Origin of the sequence: Paenibacillus campi, from assembly GCF_034659835.1 — a bacterium.
GTDB lineage: Bacteria > Bacillota > Bacilli > Paenibacillales > Paenibacillaceae > Saccharibacillus > Saccharibacillus campi.
The window spans coordinates 108481-129108 of record NZ_JAXSQZ010000001.1; the positions used below are offsets into that span (position 1 = coordinate 108481).

Below are 20628 nucleotides of genomic sequence, written 5' to 3' on the forward strand. Positions count from 1 at the left end.
ACCTAGCGATTGAATTTATATTACGAACAAATCAGTCTTCAAACCGAGGCGAAGAAAAGCTTTATGAAGAAAAGCTTTATATAGAAACAATATGTAATGCTGTCGCTAGCCCTTATAAACCGCCTTCGTTTGTGAAAATATTGTGAACACTGACGAGAATTGATGTATAATCGGTATACAGAATATGGAAGGAAGGGATGACCAATGAAAACGGGCGATGATCCGCACACTCATCCAGAAGCAACGTATGCAGACAAGCATCAGCCGAGCGACTTTGCTGTCAAGCCGTCCTTATCCGGTGAACGTACTCAATTATTAATCGCAGCGATCGTGCTTGTCGTCTTGGCAATATTGCTGATCGAATGGCAATGGTGAACATAGCAAATTATCATTTGTTGGCGAAAGTTGATGTGTATGCAGGCAGAATGATCATAGATACGAGGCGAGCAACATAGCGCTGCTATACAGTTAACATTAGCAAGCGTAGTCGCTAATGTTGGAAACGGTAGGCATAATTAGTCATTATAATTTGTAAGTCATATCTAGTTAAGCGCAGTATAGTGCGATATAATGAAAGGTGGCGTATGAAGCTGCCTTTTTATTTTTTTTGGCAGTAAAGTGTGCAGTTAGAGGTTGATTTATTTTGTTAGGAATGCTAAAATAATTTTATTAGTATTACTAACTGTTTTTGCAAAGTGATGAATGTGTCGGTAAATCATTTGCTGAAATACATGAAGGAAGGAATTTGTACAATGAAAAAAGGAATGGTCGGTGCGTCCGTATTTGCCATACTGCTTGCTGCAACACAGCCTGCACTGGTACATGCTGCGGATAGCACAACTGCAACTACTGCGCCTGCTTCGACTACAGATCAGGCGGCTACTACTGCCAATGCGACAGGAGTAGACACACCACAATCTCAAATTTCCGGTGTACGCACACCGAAAAAAGTCGATAGTCTGGACCTTGACAAAGTCATCGATCTGGCAATTAATGACTCATACAATTTGCAACTGCTGCAATTGAAATACCGTGTATTGGATCAGCAAAATGCGAATTTAGGTCTGAACTATGTTGATTATTTGAACGCATCGCCAGGTTTACAATATGTAACGACAAACCGCAGCAATGAAGTGAGTTTGTCACAAGGTTCCCGTACCGGGCAAACATTGGAAGACAATATTCGCGATCTGAACACCCAGAAGCTGAACACACAATTGCAAGTGGATGAAGCCAAAGAAGGCACACGTCTGGCAATGACCGGTCAATATGTACAATTGCTATCGACCCAAAAACAAATTGCGCTGTCTCAGGAATACATTCAGGTGCTGACACGCGATGTACAACGCGCCCAAACTTTGCAAAGCCTTGGCTCCGGCACACAGGAAGATGTAGATAAAGCAAATCGTGCACTGAAAGCGGAACAGGATAACCTGACCAAGCTGAACGATACGTATCAAGAAACACTATCCACATTATGCTATGATCTCGGCATCGTGTACAATCCGAAAATCGAATTAAAACCGCTCGATGTGAAGCTTGATCCAGTGCCAACCGTAGATGCAGATGCACTGCTCAGCAAATCGTATCAAATTCAATCGCTTGGTAACAATCTCAACAAAGCTCGTCAAGATGAAGAAAATGCGATCACCGACAACAGCTTCCAAGAGCAAGCGAACAAAACGACAACTGATATCGCAGCCCAGCAACTGGCGCAAGGTAAAGTAAACTATGCCAAAGCGATTCAGTCCAACTTGGTCGATATGGATACCGCGTACAAAGCCGTACAAACTGCACAACGTCAAGCACAAGATGCGACCGTAGATGGCGTCAATCTGCAAATCCGCTACAACGCTGGCGTCGTCACTAAGTACGATCTGCAAAAATATCAGTATCAAGTAGATGCGACGCAAGCTAAAGCTGATCTGACAGCTATGCAATATTATGTACAAAAAGCAAAAGTAGATGCGATGAACAAAGGGTATATCGCTAACACTTCCGCTTCCGCCTCGGCTTCTGCACAACAATAATCGTTGCAGTGGTTATGATCTTTGGGTATAACGGAGCACTGCTTGATGAAGCAAACGATCAGCTACGAATGATATGATGAATAGGCGAAAAAGCACCTGTCCTGCTGGGCGGGTGCTTTTTGTTGTAAATTTCATGATTCGGTTAATCTTTTCCGCAACTGTAATTCATCTGTTAACGGAATGCCTTCATTGCCGATTAACGGAATAGAAGGTTTCAATTTTCGCGCTTGATTGACCGCATCAGGTATAACCGACACCATTCGATAGCTTCTTTTTTGATAAAATTTCAGAGCGTTTAGATTGTCATTGGTGGTGATCAAACTGATAGCTAATAATTGGTTCTGCCTTGCTATATGTTCGACTTTATTCATTAGTGCAGAGCCGATCCCTTTGCCTTCCTGAAGGCTATCCAATGAAATAATTTCGATTTCATCAAGTCGTATCACATATGTAATCAATCCAATAATCTCATTATTTTCTTCAACTATAAAGCCATCCAGTTGTTCACATTGATAAGTTCCCGATGAAACGATCATCTGAGCGCTTCCCCAATTTCTTTGCAAAAACAAAGCAACCTGTTCTCGATGTGCGCTTGTTATTTGTGTAATATGCAATGCCAACTCTCCTATATTTAGATGATAAAAATATATTGTCAAAAGCCGTTTACTTTTAAAATGAGTTTTGTCTAGGTGATATATTCGATATTTCTACTCCGATCCCTTTCATTACGATCAATCCAATCTGTATAAACAAAACAATAGGAAGCGCACAGTAACGTTATGCATGCAATACTATGCGCTTTAATGAAATAATTACATTCAATCCGAAGCGCCATCTGTCCATTCGCTTAGCTTCTGATCGGATGGTAGCAGAAATGTAAGCAAGCCGAGCATCGGCAGGAAGCTACACAATTGCATAACCGGCGAAATGCCGAGCGCATCGATCATATTGCCAAGCACAAGCGCACCGATCCCGCCAAGTCCAAAGGCAAGCCCGGTAATCAAACCGGATACCATGCCAATTCGTCCAGGCACTAGCATCTGTGCATACACAACCGTAACCGAAAAGCTGGACGTTACAATAAAACCGACCAAGGCGAGCAATATGCCTGTCCACAGCAGATTGGCATAGGGCAACAATAAGGCGAGCGGTGCCGCCGCTGCCATCGAAATAAAGATCAGATTGCGTTTGCCAAACCGGTCTGCCAACGGGCCGCCAAAAAAGGTGCCGACCGCACCAGCAGCAAGGAACAGAAACACATACAATTGCGCTTCTCCGATCCCGACTTTAAATTGATCGATCAGCAAAAAGCTATAGTAGCTGCCGACGGATGATACATACCATGAACGAATAAATACGAGCACGATTAATACGACCATCGCAAACCGAATCCGCTGCTTTAATTCCGGTTTGATCGCTTTTGCAACACGCGCTTTGCGGCTTAATGCACCACTTTTCAATGTGCGATTATACCATCTGGCAATAAATATTTGCACGATAATACCGGCAGCAGCAACGCCGGTAAAGCCGATCGCCCCAAATTGCCCGAACGGTACGAAAATGAGCGAAGTGAGCAGCGGGGCGAGCGATTGTCCGGCATTGCCACCGACTTGAAAGATCGATTGCGCCAGACCACGGCGCTGACCGGCAGCTAGATTGGACACTTTCGAACCTTCCGGGTGAAATGCTGCGGAACCGAGACCGACAAATACAACGGCAACGAGTACCGCTGTATAGCTGGGCGCTAAGGCGAGTAGTAACATACCGGTAAACGTAAACGCCATCCCGAGCGGCAATAACACTGGTGTCGGGCGTTTATCCGAAAATAAGCCGACAAACGGCTGCATAATCGAAGCGGTAAAATTAATCGTAAAGGCGATCCAGCCAATTTGTGTATAGCTAAGCTGCATCGTTTGTTTCAAGATCGGAAAAATGGCAGGAATAACCGACTGCATCGAATCATTAAACAAATGCACGAGCGAGATCGCCAGCAATACACTAAAAATAGTGCGTTTAGCTTCAGAAGCGCCATTCGTCTGCGGGGAAATACTCGTTTTGGACAAACTGCTTGAAGACACGTACAGGACTCCTTTTGTATGTTTTGTAGTATGTACAGCTGATGCTGTAAACCGATCCCATAAAACTGTTCAACTATTCGTTATGCTTGCACGGTATGTTCATTAGTGAATGGCTGTGCCAGCAATATGAAAGTAGCTTTTAGTATAACAAAATAATCTGGATTTGCATGGAAATCAACACATTTAGCGTGAGCAAAATAACAATATTTTTACATAGTGAACTATTATACCATTTCAGTGTTTGTGATTATGGAATACGATGCTTAATGTGAGGTAATGTTACATAAAAATAATAACAACATATCGACATCCTTTGATCCAACAATGAACGATATCCGTTTAATCCAGCCTAAACGATTATTCATCATACGGAAATAAAGTGAAAATACCTGACATAGATTATATTTTTAGCAAATAAACAAAACAAATCCGGTTCATTAGTGCATGATTATAGAAAATAGTTGTTATATATGTAAAGTATATTGACTTCATAAACGACTCGACACTATAATCCATGTAACAAAAGCAAACATAAACCCGGATGGCGAGGGATATTATATGGCGCGTAAACAGGAACAGGAGATGTATCAAGCGATCAAGCAGGCGATTATGGAGCAAAAAATGCGCCCGAATATGCAACTGGTCGAGGAGGTACTGGCAGAGTCGTTTGGGGTCAGCCGTACACCGGTACGCAATGTTGTACGCAGGTTGGCAGCGGAAAAGCTAGTTACGATTATTCCATACAAAGGCGCATTTGTTTCATGCCCAACTGTGAATGAAGCGAGACAGGTGTTTGAAATGAGGCGTGTGATCGAAGTGGCAGTTGTGCGCAAAGTATGCGAGAACTTGAGCGAAGCGCAGTACCAACTGCTTAGCGGGCTCATTCAAGAGGAGCATCATGCTCAGCATAGTGGGCGAATTTTTGAGGCGATTCGCATTACCGGCGATTTTCATCTGCGTCTGGCGGAAGCATCTGGCAACAGTTATTACTATCGTTATTTGGAAGAACTCGTGTCGCTATCCTATGTCATTATCGCCCTGTATGGGGAGCAGAAAACGAAATGCTGCCATGATCATCAACTTATTTTAAATGCGATTCGTAGTGGAGACGCCGAGCTCGCTGAACGGCTGATGCTGGAACATCTGCATGAGATCGAACAGGAATTACATTTTGAAGAACAGTATGAACGTCCGCTATCCATTACGGATATATTCGCTAATGGACGCATTCAGGTAGGCAGCTAAGCCTATACTAGCTAATCGTATAGTAGACGGGGCTGACTTTGGAATTAGCGCTCGATAGGAAATGAATGAACAAGCTGGCGTTATTCATCGGTACGGTATCGTTAATTAAGCTCATTTGTACACAAGATTGTATACAATGTTGGATTCAGCATTGTTGGACATCGTTTTTCGTAGTCAAGTAATAGTGAATAAGGAACGAAGCAGAACGAGTCAATCGGTAACTTGAATATCATTCGAAAAAATGGATCACAGATGAAGGGGTGGATGGGATGAAATTAACGGTGGAAAATGTGCAGAAAAGTTTTGGTGACCGGGTGATTTTGCAAGATATTGATTTGACGGTGCATGACAATGAATTTATTTGCATACTCGGTCATAGCGGTTGTGGCAAATCGACACTATTAAATATGGTCGCTGGTTATATGTTTCCCGATGCAGGCACGTTAAAGATGAATGGTCAGTCGATCGAAGGCCCAGCCAAAGAACGCGGCATGGTATTTCAAGATCACGCGCTGTTTCCGTGGTGTACGGTGCTGGAAAATGTATCGTTTGGGCCGGAAGTGCAAGGCACGCCAAAAGCGCAAGCACGTGAGCTGGCACTTGATTTTCTGAAAATGGTCGGGCTGGATGCGTACGCTTCCCATTATCCAGCCGACTTGTCCGGCGGTATGAAACAGCGTGTCGGTATCGCTCGTGCGCTGGCAAGTCATCCTGAAGTGCTGCTGATGGATGAACCGTTCGGGGCGCTTGATATTTTGACTCGTGATCTGATGCAGCGCGAGCTGCGCCGTATTTACGAAAAGCTGAAAACGACGATTTTGTTTGTGACTCATAGCATTAGTGAAGCCGTCTATTTGGCAGATCGGATTGTAGTGATGAAGCATGGCGTAATCGCTGAAATTTTTGAAGTTGGCATAGAGCATCCGCGTACATTTGAGACACCTGGCTTTGGCGAGATGATGGCAAAGATTGAACGGTTGCTAATGGAAGATCAAGAGGAGGCAATTGTATGAATGAAGTACCGAATGTGTTAACCAAAACAAAGCCAACTGCCGCAACACCGTCGCTTGCGATACGTAAGACGAGCAAAAAAGCCGACTGGTCGTTATTGCAAAGCGCATTGCCATATGTGTTATTTTTTGCAATCTGGGAAGCATTCTCACGGCTCAATATGCGAATCGAGCTGTTCAATCCATTGTTTCTACCAGCACCATCTGCATTGTTGCAAGCTGGCTGGGCACTTGCCAAAACAGGCATTATTGTGGATAGTCTGCTCGCCAGCTCCGGTCGCATTGTGGCTGGTTTTGTAATCGGTGCGATTGCCGCGGTCATTTTGGCGGTGTTGATTAGCAAGTTTGCTACACTGGAACGTTGGATATCACCGATTTTAACGCTGATTAGCCCGATTCCATCGCTAGCATTGTTGCCGTTGTTCATTATCTGGTTCGGTATCGGTGAATTTCCGAAAATTACGCTTATTGCGTGGACGACATTTATTCCGGTGCTGGTCAATACGGTCGATGGTTTTAAGTCTGTACCGTCCACACTGATTCGCTCCGCCCTTAGCCTCGGCGCCTCCCAGCGCCAAGTGTTCACACGGGTCATGATTCCGTCCGCTGTGCCTAATCTGCTCATCGGCGCGCAAATCAGTCTTGGCTTATCGTTTTCCGCATTGATCGTATCGGAAATGATGGGCGCTGATTCCGGGCTTGGTTATATGATCGTCGATGCACGTAACTATTTTAAAGTGACCAATATGTTTGTGGCGATCATTCTAATCGGCATTGAATACAGCATCTTCGCCGTATTGCTGAAATTGCTGGAACGCCGTGTACTAGGCTGGCGCAAAGGCGGTATCGGACAAGCGGTCGAAAAAGCACGCGTTACACGGGGCTAATTACAGCTGCCTAATGCATCAAATGTGAGTAACACGAAACCGAGATAAAGCATTAAACGATCACTAGACATGCATACCATAACAACGCAGAATGATCATAAATACGGTATCCATATAGATAAATATACAACCATTTGGAAGGGGTAAAAGGTATGAAAACAAACTGGTTCAAAATGATTACAGGTGTAGCTATGGTCGCGCTCGTCGCTACCGCATGTTCAGGCGGTGGCGCAAACAGCAAAGATACAGCGGCGAATCCGTCCGCATCGGCAAATGGAGCATTGGAACAAACGGATGTGACGCTAGTCGGTGTACGGGATGCCCAAATTTCATCGCAGCAAATTATCGCTGACAAGCTCGGCTATTTTAAAGCAGAAGGTTTGAATGTGGAAAGTAAACTGATCGAAAGCGGCCCCGATATCGGCCCGATGGTATCCGGTGGCAGTGCGCCGGTCAGTGTGCAGACGAACTTTATGGACATTATTTTGAAATCGAACAATATCGGGGTGAAAATCGTCGCTCCACTGGCACAAATCGCCGGTACACAGGCGGTCGTTGGCTCCGCTAAATTGCAGCTTAATTCCGCCAAAGATTTGGAAGGCAAAACGATCGGTATCCCGAACGGAGCTGACGTCAAAATTGCGATCGACAATATGGGCAAGGAGCTGGGCGTCGATGTGAGCAAAATCAAATTCGTCAATTTGGCACCAAGCGATGCGGTAGCCGCACTGCAAAACGGCTCGATCGACGCGATGGCAGCATGGGAACCGTTTATTACGAAAGCGATTCAAGGTGGCGGCAAATTTCTGTTCAGCGGCACTAAAAGCGAGCTGCCTGACAAAAAAGGCGATGTAAACTGGATGAGCGTACATACGACCATGCAGGTGACGGATAAATATTTACAGGAAAACCCGAACACGATCAAAGCGATTTTGCGTGCATTGGAAAAAGCGACCAAGTACATTAATGACAACCGTGCGGATGCAATCAAAATATTGGCACCAGAGCTGCATTTGTCCGAAGCGGAATTGACCGAAATTATGAAACGTAATGTCTATTCGATGGAAGTGGATGACTCGTACGTTAATGGAAGTAATGGCGCAGCAGTTGGTAACTATTTGCTGTCGGTTGGCAATATCACTTCGATTCCTGCGCCTGCTTCTTATCATGATCTAAGCCTGCTGAAAGCAGTCGATCCATCGCTGATCAAAGCGGAGTTTAAGTAAGCTAAGCGATCGATCGCGACGGATCGCATGGCTGTAAATGAACGTGAATGAACAGTGCGCATAATAACAATGACCATAACGTGACAATCAATAAAGTGGTATCTTGGCTGCTGTAGATGTTGGATTTCAATCCGCTGCATATCCTTATTTATAAAGGGAATCTATGCACTATCAAACTATATATTTAAAGCGGTTAGAGCAGTAATCAAACGAAGCGATGCTGAAGCTTGGCATCGCTTCTCTGTCATATAAGAAACGAGCGAAATGTCAGCTACTGCAAGCAGGCTCGTCATTGTGTACCACATTACGATAGTCCATCATATGATCATAACAGACAGGAGCATGCTGAATATGAGCAGATTCGAAACCGGATTCGATACAATTATTCAAGGTGGCACCGTCGTTTTTCCCGACACCATTCAGCGTTGTGATATCGGCATTCGGCAGGGGCAAATCGTTTATATCGGTGCCATCGATTCCGCCACACTGGCACAAGCAACACAGATGATCGATGCGACTGGTCTGCACATTATGGCAGGCATGATCGATGCGCATGTGCATTTGAATGAGCCGGGACTCGGTGACTGGGAAGGTTTTGTTACCGGTTCAAGCGCACTGGCGGCAGGCGGTTGTACGACCTTTTTGGATATGCCGCTCAATGGGATTCCGCCGACCGTCACCGTCGCTGCGTTAGAGCAAAAAGTACAGGCGGCACATGGCACTACGTATATCGATTATGCTTGTTGGGGCGGGCTAGTGCCAGGCAAGTTGGAGCATTTGGAGCCGCTAGCGCAGGCAGGGGTATGCGGTTTTAAAGCGTTTATGTCTGCGCCAGGCGACCCGGATGAAGAAGCATTCCGTAATGTGGACGATGAAACACTGCTAGAAGGGATGCGCCGGATCGCCCGTACCGGGCATGTGCTTGCTTTGCATGCCGAATACGAGCCGCTAGTCGCGCAGCTTACCGCCGCATGTTTGGCAGAGCAGCGCACATCGGCAGCCGATTATAGCGCATCACGCCCGATTGCCGCCGAAGTAGCGGCGGTACGGCAGGCGCTCGATTATGCGCAACAGACCGGATGTCGACTGCATTTTGTCCATATTAGTAGTGCGGAAGCAGTGCAGCTTATTCAGCAGGCGCGAGCGGATGGAATGGATGTGACACTGGAAACATGCCCGCATTATTTGGCATTAACCGATCATGATCTGGAACAGATCGGCGCCGCTGCTAAATGTGCACCACCATTACGCAACCAGCAGCAACAGGAGCAATTATGGCAATGTGTAGCGAGCGGCGAGATCGATATGATCACTTCAGATCATTCCCCGTGTCCAACCGTGCTCAAACAGCAAGCACAGCATATGTTTGACGCATGGGGAGGCATTTCCGGTGCGCAGCACTCGCTAGAGCTGATGCTAGAAGAAGGGCATTTGCGCCGTGGCTTGCCACTTCCATTGCTAACGCGTCTGTTGTCGCTGGAACCGGCACGCCGGTTTGGACTGTTGTCACGTAAAGGTGAACTGCGAATCGGTGCCGATGCCGATCTGGTAATCGTCAACCTGCATGCAGGCTACCGTATCGAAGCCGAGCAGCTCTATTACCGCCACAAACATAGTCCATATATCGGACGCACGCTCGGTTGCCGGGTCGAGCAGACGATCAGTCGCGGACAAGTCGTTTACACAAGGCAACAAGGAATGATCGGTGAGCCGCAAGGTCAGCAGATTAGGGTCACGATTGGACAAGAAGCGGGGACGGTAACATAGAGTGCTGCTCATAAAGTGATACTAATACAGAACAGAACTGTTGGCAGACGGCAATTGGAAATAAAGAAATGGGGGCGGCTAACGTAAAGCTATCTATAATCGATCGTTAGCGCGCCGTTTGTCCAATATGTTGTAGCACATCATACGAATATGTTCCATGCGCTGTAAATAGTCTGCAAGCGAAATATCGGCTAGCTGCAAACTTTGCTCGCCATCGTTTTGATTATGCAAAATCGCTTCCGGGTGCAGGCTGATCATACAAAGCTGATTCCAAGTGGGAGCGATCGTGAAAATACGCTCTGTGCAGTGCAAGCTTTTGTACATTTCAGTATATATGCGCCCCCCAATACCCAAGAAACTCCTTTCGCTTACAGAAAGGAGTTTCTTGGCAATACAATACGATATTATCCGCTTCAAAAGCAGCTATAGTACTAGCCCAGTAGTATGACCGAGATTACGATAAATTTTGAGGCGGATTCAAGCTTTAAAATTCAAGCTTTATTTGTAACGATTTCAGTCTACAATCAAAGTTAAAAATCAACTTGGTCGGCGTACTGGTAAATTGCCGCAAGTAAAAATTAGATTTCCATCTACACCAACCTGTTTACCAATAAGGCTACATCTACGACGAATGAAAGTGAAACAATGCACGAACCTATTGTCCCAGCATCCAAACGATAGGCTTATACCCCTACCCCGGCACCTTCCGCTGTCAAAATCGCTTGCTCCAAATCAGCAGTATGCAGATCAGCGTTCAAGTAGCTGTCATCGCCAGGCAACAGCAGATTGAATTGCTCACTGCTGCAAATAGAAATTTTGCATTTTTCCACGACAAAATCGAGTACATGCCCGCCACCGTTACGCTGCTCATTAATAAAATGCAGATGATACCCCGCCACACCGATTCCTTGTGCAAAAGCAGGTGTCCAGAACCCGGCAATCACACCGTTCGTCCGTTCAAAATGGAACGAGGACTGCGATTTGGTCACTTCGACAAATGGTTTGTACGGTTTGCTCTGATGCGTCACCGTCCGCGTATTCACCTCACGAAATGTACCTTCAATCCGAATCGCATGAAAAATGTTCGGGCTGGATAAACGATCATTCAGCACTTGTTCCAACTGCCCGCGCGTAAACGTTCCGTTTAGCTCAAACGTCTGCTCTGGTTCAAAAAAAGTAACGGTCGAAAATGGAGTCGATTCCTGCAATTCCACTTTGCGCGCTGTTCCGTTCGGGTACAGATGATAATATTCACCGTCAAACGCGATCATTTCACCATCCAATTGATGAAATGTACCGATTCCGAAATCGCCATATTGTTGCAATTTCTCAAATGTAATCGCTCCATCATATAGCCCGCTAAGTAGCGCAACCATCGTCGACGCTTGATATACTGTATGATTACTCATGTTTATTCTCTCCTTTATATGGATCGTGCTAATCTGTCCTCCATTGCATCATTCATTAGAACTTTGCTTTATAGTGAAGCGTTTATGCTTGAACGATATGAGCGAGCAGCCAAGGCATCATTGCCATTGTGCTGACCGTATACATCGCATCATTGCAAGCTGTCTTCGTCAACTTCGGATGGAGTTGACAAACAAGAACGGTCAGCCGCTCGCATCATCGTAGACTGTGTTCGTCAAATCCTAGGCTGAGGTAACCCTTTGAGTGGATGGATTCGTCCATTCGTAAGCATCCAACACACGATGGAACGAAGACAAAGGATTAGCTATTGAACGAAAACAAGGGAGTAGCCTGACCTCTAAGCTAGAGGTCAGGCTGTATGCCCAGCTGCTGTTAGTTGGTCGTACCTGGCAGCAACTTTTGTCCAAGCTTAATATTGTCTTTGTAGTCGATCGGCACATCGATCACGACTGGGCCTTGCTGCTGTAGCGCTTCACGCAGTACGGATTCCAGTTCGCCCGGTTCATGGACACGCATGCCTTTGGCGCCAAAGCTTTCCGCATATTTGACGATATCGACATTGCCAAAATGTACACCAGATGTGCGTCCATATTTCATTTCCTGCTGGAAGGCGACCATATCGTACGTACCATCATTCCAGACGATATGCACCATCGGCGTTTGCAGACGAACCGCCGTTTCCAATTCCATCGACGAGAACAGGAAACCGCCATCGCCGGAAATAGATACCGCCTTTTCATGCGGATTGACGAGTCCGGCAGCGATCGCCCACGGCAACGCGACACCGAGTGTTTGCATGCCATTGCTGAACAGCAGGCGGCGCGGTTCATATGAACGGAAATAACGTGCCATCCAAATATAATGCGAACCGACATCGCACGTAACGGTCACATCATCGTCGATCAGCTTGCGCAGCGTTTGGATGAAAAAGAGCGGGTGAACCCGGTTATCATGAGACGCTGTATAGCTTAGATCATCCTGATTCAAACGGTTTTGCAGTGGCGCCAATAGCGCTTGCGCTTCTGTACTTAGTCGCAAACCGTGCAGCTTCGGTGTTAATGCTTGTACATTCATAGCGATATTACCGATCAACTCAAGCTGTGGTTGATAATCTTGGTCGATATCCGCTTTGCGATTGTCCAGATGATAGACAAGGCGTTGACCGTCTTTATTCCATTGATACGGATCGTATTCGATCGGATCATAACCGATGGTTAGCACCAGATCAGCTTGCTGGAGCAGCAGATCGCCCGGCTGATTGCTGAACAGACCGACCCGTCCGTAAAAATGATCGACCAGCTCGCGTGAGATCGCACCTGCCGCCTGGAATGTTTCCACTACAGGCAAATCGGTATGACGAATGAGCTCACGTACCGCTGTCGTAACTTCAGGAGCACTTGCTTTCATGCCGAGCAGCAATACCGGCAGTTTGGCATTGCGAATGTGCTGGCATACTTCATCGATTAGCGCAGCAGGAGCAGTGCCCAATTGCGGCATAGCCGACGATTGAAAATGAAACGGCTTCGCTTCACTGAGCAACACATCGGTTGGCAGACTGACAAAAGCTGCGCCCGGCTGCGAAGCGGACGCTTCACGAAATGCGTTGGTGATCGCCTCGGCAACATTGTCCGGATGACCGACTTCAACGCTATATTTAGTAACCGGTGCAAACAGACCGGCATTATCCATCGATTGGTGGGTACGTTTCAGACTGGCACTGCGTGGTACAGCACCAGCAAGCGCTACGACCGGGTCACTTTCCGAATTGGCAGTGACCAGCCCAGTAACTAGATTGGAGGCGCCTGGCCCGGAGGTGACAAGACATACGCCCGGCTTACCGGTCAGTCGTCCAACAGCTGCTGCCATAAATGCGGCATTTTGCTCATGCCGACATACGATTAGTTGTGGTCCACGTTCTTGCAGCACATCAAAAACCGGGTCGATTTTGGCGCCCGGAATGCCAAACACATATTGCACACCTTGTGCGATCAACGTATCAACAACCATATCCGCTCCAGTCGTCTGCTTTTGCACAGCCGGCTTGGCAGCAGCTTCATTCGCTTGATGCTCATTAGGCATATGCAGATTGCTAGTGGAAACTACAGGTGCTTCAGTGGTAGCGACTGCTGCTGTTGCACTGTAGGTTTCATTAGCTTCAGCAGCACCTAATGCAGCGGCGTTTGTTGAGCTGTTAGTTTCAGTAGCTGTTGATGCAGTGGCGTTTGTTTGGTTGTTAGCTTCAGTAGCTTCTGATGCAGCGTTGTTTGTTTGGTTGTTAGCTTCAGTAGCTTCTGATACAGCGTTATTTGTTTGGTTGTTAGCTTCAGTAGCTCCTGACGTAGCGTTGTTTGTTGAGCTGTTAGTTTCAGTAGCTATTGATGCAGCGGCGTTTGCCTGATTGTTAGCTTCAGCCGCTGTTGCAGCAGTATTGGTGTGGTTGTTCACTTCCTTGACCGATAAGTCGGTATACGCTCGATCTGTGTCACCGTTAACTACCGTCGTAGTCGATGTTGCATTAGTCCGTTCGGTTTTAGCTGTGTCTATACTTGCTGTTTTTGTACTCAATCTCTCCATCTCCTCTTTATTTTGTCTTGTTCTGTCTCATGAACAGAACCTGTTCTATCCAAGATTCTTTTTCTGTATTTACATGTAAATATGGAAAAGAGTACATTTCTATTTTATTACCATAAAAAGTAAAATCAACAGTTAAAATTTAAAGTATTAACTGGAAGCGATAACAAAAAGAGTAGTATGGACAAATAGATATCATATGTCCAAAATTTTATATTGAGTTTAATGAAATGCGGTTATTTGATCGTTTTTGAAGGAATATAACGAATTTTGATAGAAAAAGGTAAAGTATTCATATTATGACGGAGCAGCGAATAGGAGCAAGAAAAACGATTTTTTCCAATTTAAAGCGAAGTATATTGCTTAAAAAATACAATGTTTTCATGAATAAGCAAACGGTATGTTACGCCTGAATAAAGAAAGAAAAGGGTAAACAGAAACAAAGCGCAACGTATGAACATGAATTTAAAACGACCTGCAATATGTATAAAATATGCATAAAAACATACGAAAAACCACTACTCTTTGCGCAAAGAATAGTGGTTCTCATACGTACAATTAACGATTATCGACCGTCTCCGGGTACATATCGTGATTCATCAGCCGATGATCCGCCATTTGCTCGTATTTGGTGCCTGGTTTGCCGTAGTTGGTGTACGGATCGATGGAAATGCCACCGCGCGGGGTAAATTTGCCCCATACTTCGATATAACGTGGCTCCATTAGCTTCACCAGATCGTTGAGGATAATGTTCATGCAGTCCTCATGGAAATCACCGTGATTGCGGAAGCTAAACAAATACAGCTTGAGCGATTTGCTTTCGACCATTTTCTGATCGGGAATATAACTAATATAGATCGTCGCAAAGTCCGGCTGTCCTGTAATCGGGCACAGACTGGTGAATTCAGGGCAATTAAATTTAACAAAATAATCGCGGTACGGATGCTTGTTATCAAAGCTTTCCAGTACGCCCGGATCGTACGAAAATGTATATTGTGTACCTTGATTGCCAAGCAATGTCAGGTCTTTCATCTCATCTTGCTGTCTTCCTGCCATAGGTAAAAGCTCCTTTATAAGATCATTGTGGATGACTTGCATCATTATATGCGTGTCAACCGATATCGCTGTAAATACGTGTTGCACATGAACTGGTTATTATGACGCAGATACGCTACTTCAGCTAACTGCTTTCGTCGCCGGATGAAGGATCGCAAGTAGGATGTCTCCAATAAAATCAGGTTTGCATGCACCTAACTAAACGCGTTGGTGATCAAGCAATGATACGATCGACATACGCTGAATTGATTTGAGATAAACTACTGTTTTGACCGAGATTAAGCTGAATTTTGAAGCCGGATCAAGCACTTATTGATAAACAATTTAGCACACAATCAAAATTGAAATTATACTTCGTCTTTATGCTACTGGTGTCATCGCAGTTAAACCTTTGTCTGGCATGCGTAGTTGACCGCTACCCTATACCCCGCGTTTGTTCCCCCATACGAGCGTATGCAACTGTGGCAAAATACGCGCATCATTAAATGAACGACGCTCCATCGCCCGCTCGATCAACCATTCATAACGACGTAGCAGCGATGCCGCCATATCGTCTTCCTCTCGCAGCACATCCGGATTACCGGTCTGCATATAAAATGGAAGCGACGGATAGCGCAGATGCACTTGCTCTGCATAATCAAGATCAGCTTCATCAAAAATAACGACTTTCAAACTCACCTGCTGGTTGATCGCTTGCAGCACGCCGGTTTGTTCATCTTCGTCAGCAAACATAATCTGCTGCATCATCGACTCGACCGAACTGCGGCTGAGCCGGTGAATGATATCGTCCAGTAAGGCAAAATCGGTTGACATGCCAGAGCTTGGCGGCTTGGGTGAAATCGTCACATCGTCGATGCCAAGCAGCCAGTCTTGCCAGCGTGAGCCTTGCGTTTCTACAGCGGTACGAATCCCGTTGTCACGCAGCAAACGCACTAGCTCACCAAGCGAACCGAGCAATGCCGGATTGCCGCCAGAAATCGTCACATGACCAAAACGGTCGCCGCCGATCGCTTGCAGCTCCGCCCAAATTTGCTCGGCACTTAGCTTGCGAATTTGGTCTTTGGCACTACCGTCCCACGTAAACGCCGAATCGCACCAGCTACATCGGTAATCGCAGCCAGCCGTACGCACAAACATCGTCTTTTGCCCGATCACCATACCTTCACCTTGTACGGTCGGCCCGAAAATTTCCAGCACCGGGATGGAAGCAGTAGCTTTAGCAGCACCTGCCTTAGCCGTACCGCTATGACAATCAGTACGAATATCGGTAGTATCGCTTTTAGCACGAGCAGCCCAAACTTTACTCATTCGCCCATCCACTCCCGTCTAGCTTCGGCATAACTTGTCGGTGTCTCATACAATTGCACAAACTCCGTCCGTCCACTTTCGACCGCGCTGGCATACGGCTCGCTTTGCAGTGCCAGCTCCATTTGCTCATATAGCCAGACGACCATATTTTCCGCCGTTGTATTCATCGGTGGCAGTGTTTCATTTAAATAACGGTGATCTAAATACGGCTCAATCCGCTCTTTCCAAATCGTTTTAATATCGCCAAAATCAACCACAATCCCGTTAGCTGACGGAATGCCGCTAATGCCAAAAATAACTTTATACGTATGTCCGTGTAAATTCATACATTTACCTTCATAAGCATGCAAATGATGGGCGGCATCAAACGTAAATTCCTTATTCACTAGCACACGCTTACGGTGATACTGCAGCTGTGCATGCGTAATGTCGGTGCCATATTGTTGCAGCTTCTCGACAATGCGAAATGGCCCAGGCTGATTCATCGTACCGTTCCTCCCGAATGGGAAATCGAAGCCGGAGTATCCGCATCGTCCAGTTCAATTGAAGCGCGTTTGGACGGAGCTGTCGCTTTGCGTTGTTGCAAATATTGCTCCAAACCTGCTTTACGCAGTTTACATGCTGGACACTCGCCACAACCGTCGCCCACGATGCCATTGTAACAAGTGAGTGTACGCTCACGGATGTACTGGAATACGCCTAACTCATCCGCCATTTTCCACGTTTCCGCTTTATCGATCCACATTAATGGCGTATGGATAACAAATTGGTGATCCATCGACAAATTCAGCGTCACATTCAGTGATTTGACGAAAATATCACGGCAATCCGGATAACCGCTAAAGTCGGTTTCACAGACACCAGTTACGATATGACGCGCCCCTTTTTGTTTCGCCAAAATCGACGCAAAGCTTAAAAACAGCAAATTACGTCCATCGACAAATGTGCTCGGCAGCGCGCCTTCTTCATGTGTAATGTCAATATCCGAGCGAGTGAGCGCATTAGGCGCAAGCTGATTGAGCAAACTCATATCAAGAATCGTATGCTGCAAACTTTGCTCTTTAGCAATTTGCTGCGCGACTTTGATCTCGGCGCTATGCCGCTGACCATAGTTAAACGTCACCAGCTCCACTTCAGCAAACTGCTTTTTTGCCCAAAACAGGCAAGTCGTACTATCCTGGCCACCGCTAAATACGACAACCGCTTTTTCATTTGTAAGCATAAAAAAATCTCTCCATTTCCTTAAAAGGGTATCGGTGAGCATAACAGGAAAGAACACTCCACTGGAGCCAAGATCACATGGATTCAACGACTAACTGATCAACAAACGACATCGATACGAGACAGATCGGCTCTGTGTGAGCCGAATAGATATTGAACGTACTTGCGTGCCACTGCGAAGCTAGCATGAGCGCTATTATGCGGAGCTGAGCCGTGAAAGCAATACGCTATTGCGTGCTTATGCCGAGCCGAGCGTGAAAGCGATGCGCCATTGCGTTCCCCTGCCGAAGCGAGCATGAACACGATGCGCCATTGCGTTCCCCTGCCGAAGCGAGCATGAACACGATGCGCCATTGCGTTCCCCTGCCGAAGCGAGCATGAAAGCGATACGCCATCGCGTTCCACTGCCGAACCGAGCATGAAAGCGATACGCCATCGCGTTCCACTGCCGAACCGAGCATGAACACGATGCGCTATTGCATTGCTATGCCGATCGTAATCGCATAAATAAAGGCAACTATTCGTCAATATCAATGTAAGATGCGGTAATGTTGAATAACAGGCACCTTAGCCATCGCAGGCTAACAGGTTGCTTGTCGTCGTAATAAATGGTGATCTATATCGCTGTCATAACGCGGACTGCACGTCTGCACTAGCACAGCATCTTCCAACTGCTATCTCTGTCGTCCTTCGGGAAGCGAGAGATTCATGAACATAATCTATAGGCATTTCAAACACAAAACAGAAATGCAAAAACAGACCTTGCCTGTACACCGAAAAAATGACCATGCCATTTCCTTCAGCCTACCGTCAAGGCGGTTTTAGTTTTTTATAGAGGGAGTTCGCGAACCTCTCCCGCGTTGTTGCCGGCACGATAATGCGTTACAAGCACAGTTTCCTATTCAACAACGTCGGACTTTCTTCTGTTCAGGATGCGGTATCCAAAAATCGCTTAACTAGTATAGCATATTTGTGTGAAGATGGAAGGTGAAAGTAGAATCGAAGTATGTAAAAAGGGGCATTGAACTATGTAAATAATAATTCCATATCTGCTATGTATCGATATGAATATAAAAAATATTTTCATAAAAACATCTAAAGTTTAGAGAAATAAAACGTCATAGATTCGTGTTAAAATACATAAAGATGAATATTTAACCAATAGCTTGACCCGCTTAAATGTGGTGTCAGATCGATTCTATTTTATTGAACGTATATCTGCATCACACTATGAACTTTTCTGGGCTATTCGACATTTTAAAGAGAAGTGAATGTGGATACATAAGATTTCTCAAGGTTTAGATTTTTTGTAGAAGCTTGTAGTGTTATGGCTGGCGATTATGCTGGATTGTTGGAAGTTACACAGGAGTTTAAAGATTATGAGAGTGATACAGCTTTCATGAACTTGTTTTAGAGCTGTTTAACATTAAAAAAGCACAGAATTGGAGAGAAGTACAAGAATTCATTATCAATGATGCCATTTGGAAACGTGATTTGGACACAATTGCAAGATTAATGGACGACATATTAGCTATATTGCAATAGGAAAAAATTAAAGGCAAAAGTATTGATATAAGAGTAAAACTAAACATAAGGAGAATGGATATGTTTTCCAAATATGAAATAGAATTAATTGAAGAATTACGAGAACTTTTTTTAGATGGAATGCTTGTTATAGAAGGGGTCAGACTGAACTGTTTAGATATGTTGTATCATCTAGTTCGCAATAAAACATATCTAGATAACTTCACAGTCAAAGAAATTGAATCACTTGAAGATCAATTGCGATTGTATCAAGATTTTATGCTAAGTTTGAATGTGACATTTAACGAAGAAGATAAACAATTATATTTTAAATTAGAACAGCTTTTGAAAACGCAAAAAAGCAAATCATTATAAGACACACAGCTAAATAGAGTTGTTATTTAGGAGGAGAAAAATGAGGATTTGGAAACTATGGAATAATGAGAATAATCTAGGGTTAATTACGACAACTGAGAAGAGCCCAGAAATATTGGATCAAATAGATGGGAGATCATTACTTGATGGCTGGATGCCCCTTCCTGTGAAAATTGAAGGCAGCAAACGCAAAAAAAGGGACTTTCCGATTTTTTTGTTAAACGCTCCTGTAGTTAATCAAAAAACTAAAGCATTGTTAGAAACATATTTGGACGATCAAGTTGAATTTCTCCCCTTAGACTTTCAGTCTTCCGATCCCAAAGATACATCTTCATTTTACATTTGTAATGTACTTCGTATTGTCGAATGTGTAGATGAAGAAAAGTCGATCCGAAAATATTCTAAGAGTGGGACATTTCGCGGGTACGAAAAAATTGTATTTGATGAGCGGATATTTAGCATGGAACAAGACTTGAAAATTTTTAGAATTGAGGCAATTTCTCACAAGTCTTGTTATGCTACAGATCAATTTAAACAATTCCTTGAACAGCATCACATTAGTGGACCTAATTTTGAACTCATATGGGATTCTGAAATGGATTACGAACACACTCAGCAGAAGTACGACGAAGCCGTTCGTAAGATTAATGAAGACCCTCAACTCATTTTGAGTTGGACAGAAACGATCGAACTTCTGAAGCAAGGGAAATGTGCCGTTAGTGATCATTGGAAAATTAAATATGATGCGAATCAAAACTTTTTGCTAGGCAAGCTCACTCCTGATCTGAATTATGAGTTTATGCAGCCGTTGTATATTCCGCCGATTTTGCTTGATTTGAAATGGAAAGAAAGTGATCTATGAGGATGCGAGTAGTAGGTGGTTGGGGATTTTACAACAACGA

The 20628-nt window shown here is 45.0% G+C and carries 18 protein-coding genes and 1 riboswitch; of the genes, 9 read left to right on the forward strand and 9 right to left on the reverse strand.

What is annotated here, in order from left to right; all coding sequences use genetic code 11:
- The first annotated feature begins 204 nt into the window (after positions 1-204).
- On the forward strand, positions 205-375 hold the full coding sequence (locus U1I11_RS00380) for a hypothetical protein (RefSeq protein ID WP_322902887.1): 171 nt from the start codon (positions 205-207) through the stop codon (positions 373-375).
- 377 nt (positions 376-752) lie between these two features.
- Positions 753-2030 carry a TolC family protein gene (locus tag U1I11_RS00385; RefSeq protein WP_322902889.1) on the forward strand — a complete coding sequence of 426 codons (1278 nt, stop codon included), beginning with the start codon at positions 753-755 and terminating at the stop codon, positions 2028-2030.
- Between the two features lie 131 nt (positions 2031-2161).
- Here the strand turns inward: U1I11_RS00385 and U1I11_RS00390 are convergent, their stop codons facing one another.
- Positions 2162-2644, reverse strand: a complete 483-nt coding sequence (locus tag U1I11_RS00390) for a GNAT family N-acetyltransferase (protein WP_322902891.1) — start codon at positions 2642-2644, stop codon at positions 2162-2164.
- Positions 2645-2848: 204 nt separating this feature from the next.
- Complete coding sequence (locus U1I11_RS00395; protein WP_322902893.1) at positions 2849-4108, reverse strand: MFS transporter; 1260 nt, start codon at positions 4106-4108, stop codon at positions 2849-2851.
- 558 nt (positions 4109-4666) lie between these two features.
- Between U1I11_RS00395 and U1I11_RS00400 the strand changes: the two genes are divergently transcribed.
- From U1I11_RS00400 to U1I11_RS00420, 5 genes are all read left to right on the forward strand, one after another.
- Positions 4667-5353, forward strand: coding sequence for a GntR family transcriptional regulator (locus U1I11_RS00400; protein ID WP_322902895.1), 687 nt, complete (start codon positions 4667-4669; stop codon positions 5351-5353).
- 269 nt (positions 5354-5622) lie between these two features.
- The gene (locus U1I11_RS00405; RefSeq protein WP_322902897.1) at positions 5623-6366 is read left to right on the forward strand and encodes an ABC transporter ATP-binding protein; all 744 of its coding nucleotides are present in this window, start codon (positions 5623-5625) and stop codon (positions 6364-6366) included.
- Positions 6363-7250, forward strand: coding sequence for an ABC transporter permease (locus U1I11_RS00410; protein ID WP_322902898.1), 888 nt, complete (start codon positions 6363-6365; stop codon positions 7248-7250). The genes U1I11_RS00405 and U1I11_RS00410 overlap by 4 nt, the downstream gene beginning before the upstream one ends.
- Before the next feature lie 152 nt (positions 7251-7402).
- Positions 7403-8476 carry an ABC transporter substrate-binding protein gene (locus U1I11_RS00415; RefSeq protein WP_322902899.1) on the forward strand — a complete coding sequence of 358 codons (1074 nt, stop codon included), beginning with the start codon at positions 7403-7405 and terminating at the stop codon, positions 8474-8476.
- A gap of 351 nt (positions 8477-8827) precedes the next feature.
- Positions 8828-10243: an allantoinase gene (locus tag U1I11_RS00420; protein WP_322902901.1), complete on the forward strand. Its 1416-nt coding sequence runs from the start codon at positions 8828-8830 to the stop codon at positions 10241-10243.
- Positions 10244-10336: 93 nt separating this feature from the next.
- On the opposite strand, the gene U1I11_RS00425 is transcribed toward U1I11_RS00420, so the two are convergent.
- From U1I11_RS00425 to queC, 7 genes are all read right to left on the reverse strand, one after another.
- Positions 10337-10567, reverse strand: coding sequence for a hypothetical protein (locus U1I11_RS00425; RefSeq protein WP_322902903.1), 231 nt, complete (start codon positions 10565-10567; stop codon positions 10337-10339).
- A 359-nt stretch (positions 10568-10926) separates the two neighbouring features.
- Entirely contained in the window at positions 10927-11652 is a 726-nt protein-coding gene (gene budA, locus U1I11_RS00430; protein WP_322902904.1) for an acetolactate decarboxylase, read from the reverse strand.
- 391 nt (positions 11653-12043) lie between these two features.
- Positions 12044-13750: an acetolactate synthase AlsS gene (gene alsS / locus U1I11_RS00435; RefSeq protein ID WP_322904423.1), complete on the reverse strand. Its 1707-nt coding sequence runs from the start codon at positions 13748-13750 to the stop codon at positions 12044-12046.
- A gap of 1050 nt (positions 13751-14800) precedes the next feature.
- Complete coding sequence (queF, locus tag U1I11_RS00440; RefSeq protein ID WP_322902905.1) at positions 14801-15298, reverse strand: preQ(1) synthase; 498 nt, start codon at positions 15296-15298, stop codon at positions 14801-14803.
- A gap of 420 nt (positions 15299-15718) precedes the next feature.
- Complete coding sequence (gene queE, locus U1I11_RS00445; RefSeq protein WP_416235588.1) at positions 15719-16456, reverse strand: 7-carboxy-7-deazaguanine synthase QueE; 738 nt, start codon at positions 16454-16456, stop codon at positions 15719-15721.
- A 146-nt stretch (positions 16457-16602) separates the two neighbouring features.
- The gene (gene queD, locus U1I11_RS00450) at positions 16603-17091 is read right to left on the reverse strand and encodes a 6-carboxytetrahydropterin synthase QueD (RefSeq protein WP_322902907.1); all 489 of its coding nucleotides are present in this window, start codon (positions 17089-17091) and stop codon (positions 16603-16605) included.
- Complete coding sequence (gene queC, locus U1I11_RS00455) at positions 17088-17828, reverse strand: 7-cyano-7-deazaguanine synthase QueC (RefSeq protein ID WP_322902908.1); 741 nt, start codon at positions 17826-17828, stop codon at positions 17088-17090. The genes queD and queC overlap by 4 nt, the downstream gene beginning before the upstream one ends.
- 814 nt (positions 17829-18642) lie before the next feature.
- Positions 18643-18686: riboswitch (PreQ1 riboswitch) on the reverse strand.
- 746 nt (positions 18687-19432) lie between these two features.
- On the opposite strand from queC, the gene U1I11_RS00460 reads away from it, so the two are divergent.
- Both U1I11_RS00460 and U1I11_RS00465 read left to right on the forward strand, forming a co-directional pair.
- Entirely contained in the window at positions 19433-19726 is a 294-nt protein-coding gene (locus U1I11_RS00460) for a hypothetical protein (RefSeq protein WP_322902910.1), read from the forward strand.
- Between the two features lie 40 nt (positions 19727-19766).
- Complete coding sequence (locus U1I11_RS00465; RefSeq protein WP_322902912.1) at positions 19767-20588, forward strand: imm11 family protein; 822 nt, start codon at positions 19767-19769, stop codon at positions 20586-20588.
- The last annotated feature ends 40 nt before the right edge of the window (positions 20589-20628 follow it).

Coding starts and splice junctions, on each gene's coding strand:
- U1I11_RS00380 (WP_322902887.1), top strand. CDS start 205: ATGAAAACGGGCGATGATCCGCACACTCATCCAGAAGCAACGTATGCA.
- U1I11_RS00385 (WP_322902889.1), top strand. CDS start 753: ATGAAAAAAGGAATGGTCGGTGCGTCCGTATTTGCCATACTGCTTGCT.
- U1I11_RS00400 (WP_322902895.1), top strand. CDS start 4,667: ATGGCGCGTAAACAGGAACAGGAGATGTATCAAGCGATCAAGCAGGCG.
- U1I11_RS00405 (WP_322902897.1), top strand. CDS start 5,623: ATGAAATTAACGGTGGAAAATGTGCAGAAAAGTTTTGGTGACCGGGTG.
- U1I11_RS00410 (WP_322902898.1), top strand. CDS start 6,363: ATGAATGAAGTACCGAATGTGTTAACCAAAACAAAGCCAACTGCCGCA.
- U1I11_RS00415 (WP_322902899.1), top strand. CDS start 7,403: ATGAAAACAAACTGGTTCAAAATGATTACAGGTGTAGCTATGGTCGCG.
- U1I11_RS00420 (WP_322902901.1), top strand. CDS start 8,828: ATGAGCAGATTCGAAACCGGATTCGATACAATTATTCAAGGTGGCACC.
- U1I11_RS00425 (WP_322902903.1), bottom strand. CDS start 10,567: ATGTACAAAAGCTTGCACTGCACAGAGCGTATTTTCACGATCGCTCCC.
- budA (WP_322902904.1), bottom strand. CDS start 11,652: ATGAGTAATCATACAGTATATCAAGCGTCGACGATGGTTGCGCTACTT.
- alsS (WP_322904423.1), bottom strand. CDS start 13,750: ATGCCTAATGAGCATCAAGCGAATGAAGCTGCTGCCAAGCCGGCTGTG.
- queF (WP_322902905.1), bottom strand. CDS start 15,298: ATGGCAGGAAGACAGCAAGATGAGATGAAAGACCTGACATTGCTTGGC.
- queE (WP_416235588.1), bottom strand. CDS start 16,456: ATGGTGATCGGGCAAAAGACGATGTTTGTGCGTACGGCTGGCTGCGAT.
- queD (WP_322902907.1), bottom strand. CDS start 17,091: ATGAATCAGCCTGGGCCATTTCGCATTGTCGAGAAGCTGCAACAATAT.
- queC (WP_322902908.1), bottom strand. CDS start 17,828: ATGCTTACAAATGAAAAAGCGGTTGTCGTATTTAGCGGTGGCCAGGAT.
- U1I11_RS00460 (WP_322902910.1), top strand. CDS start 19,433: ATGTTTTCCAAATATGAAATAGAATTAATTGAAGAATTACGAGAACTT.
- U1I11_RS00465 (WP_322902912.1), top strand. CDS start 19,767: ATGAGGATTTGGAAACTATGGAATAATGAGAATAATCTAGGGTTAATT.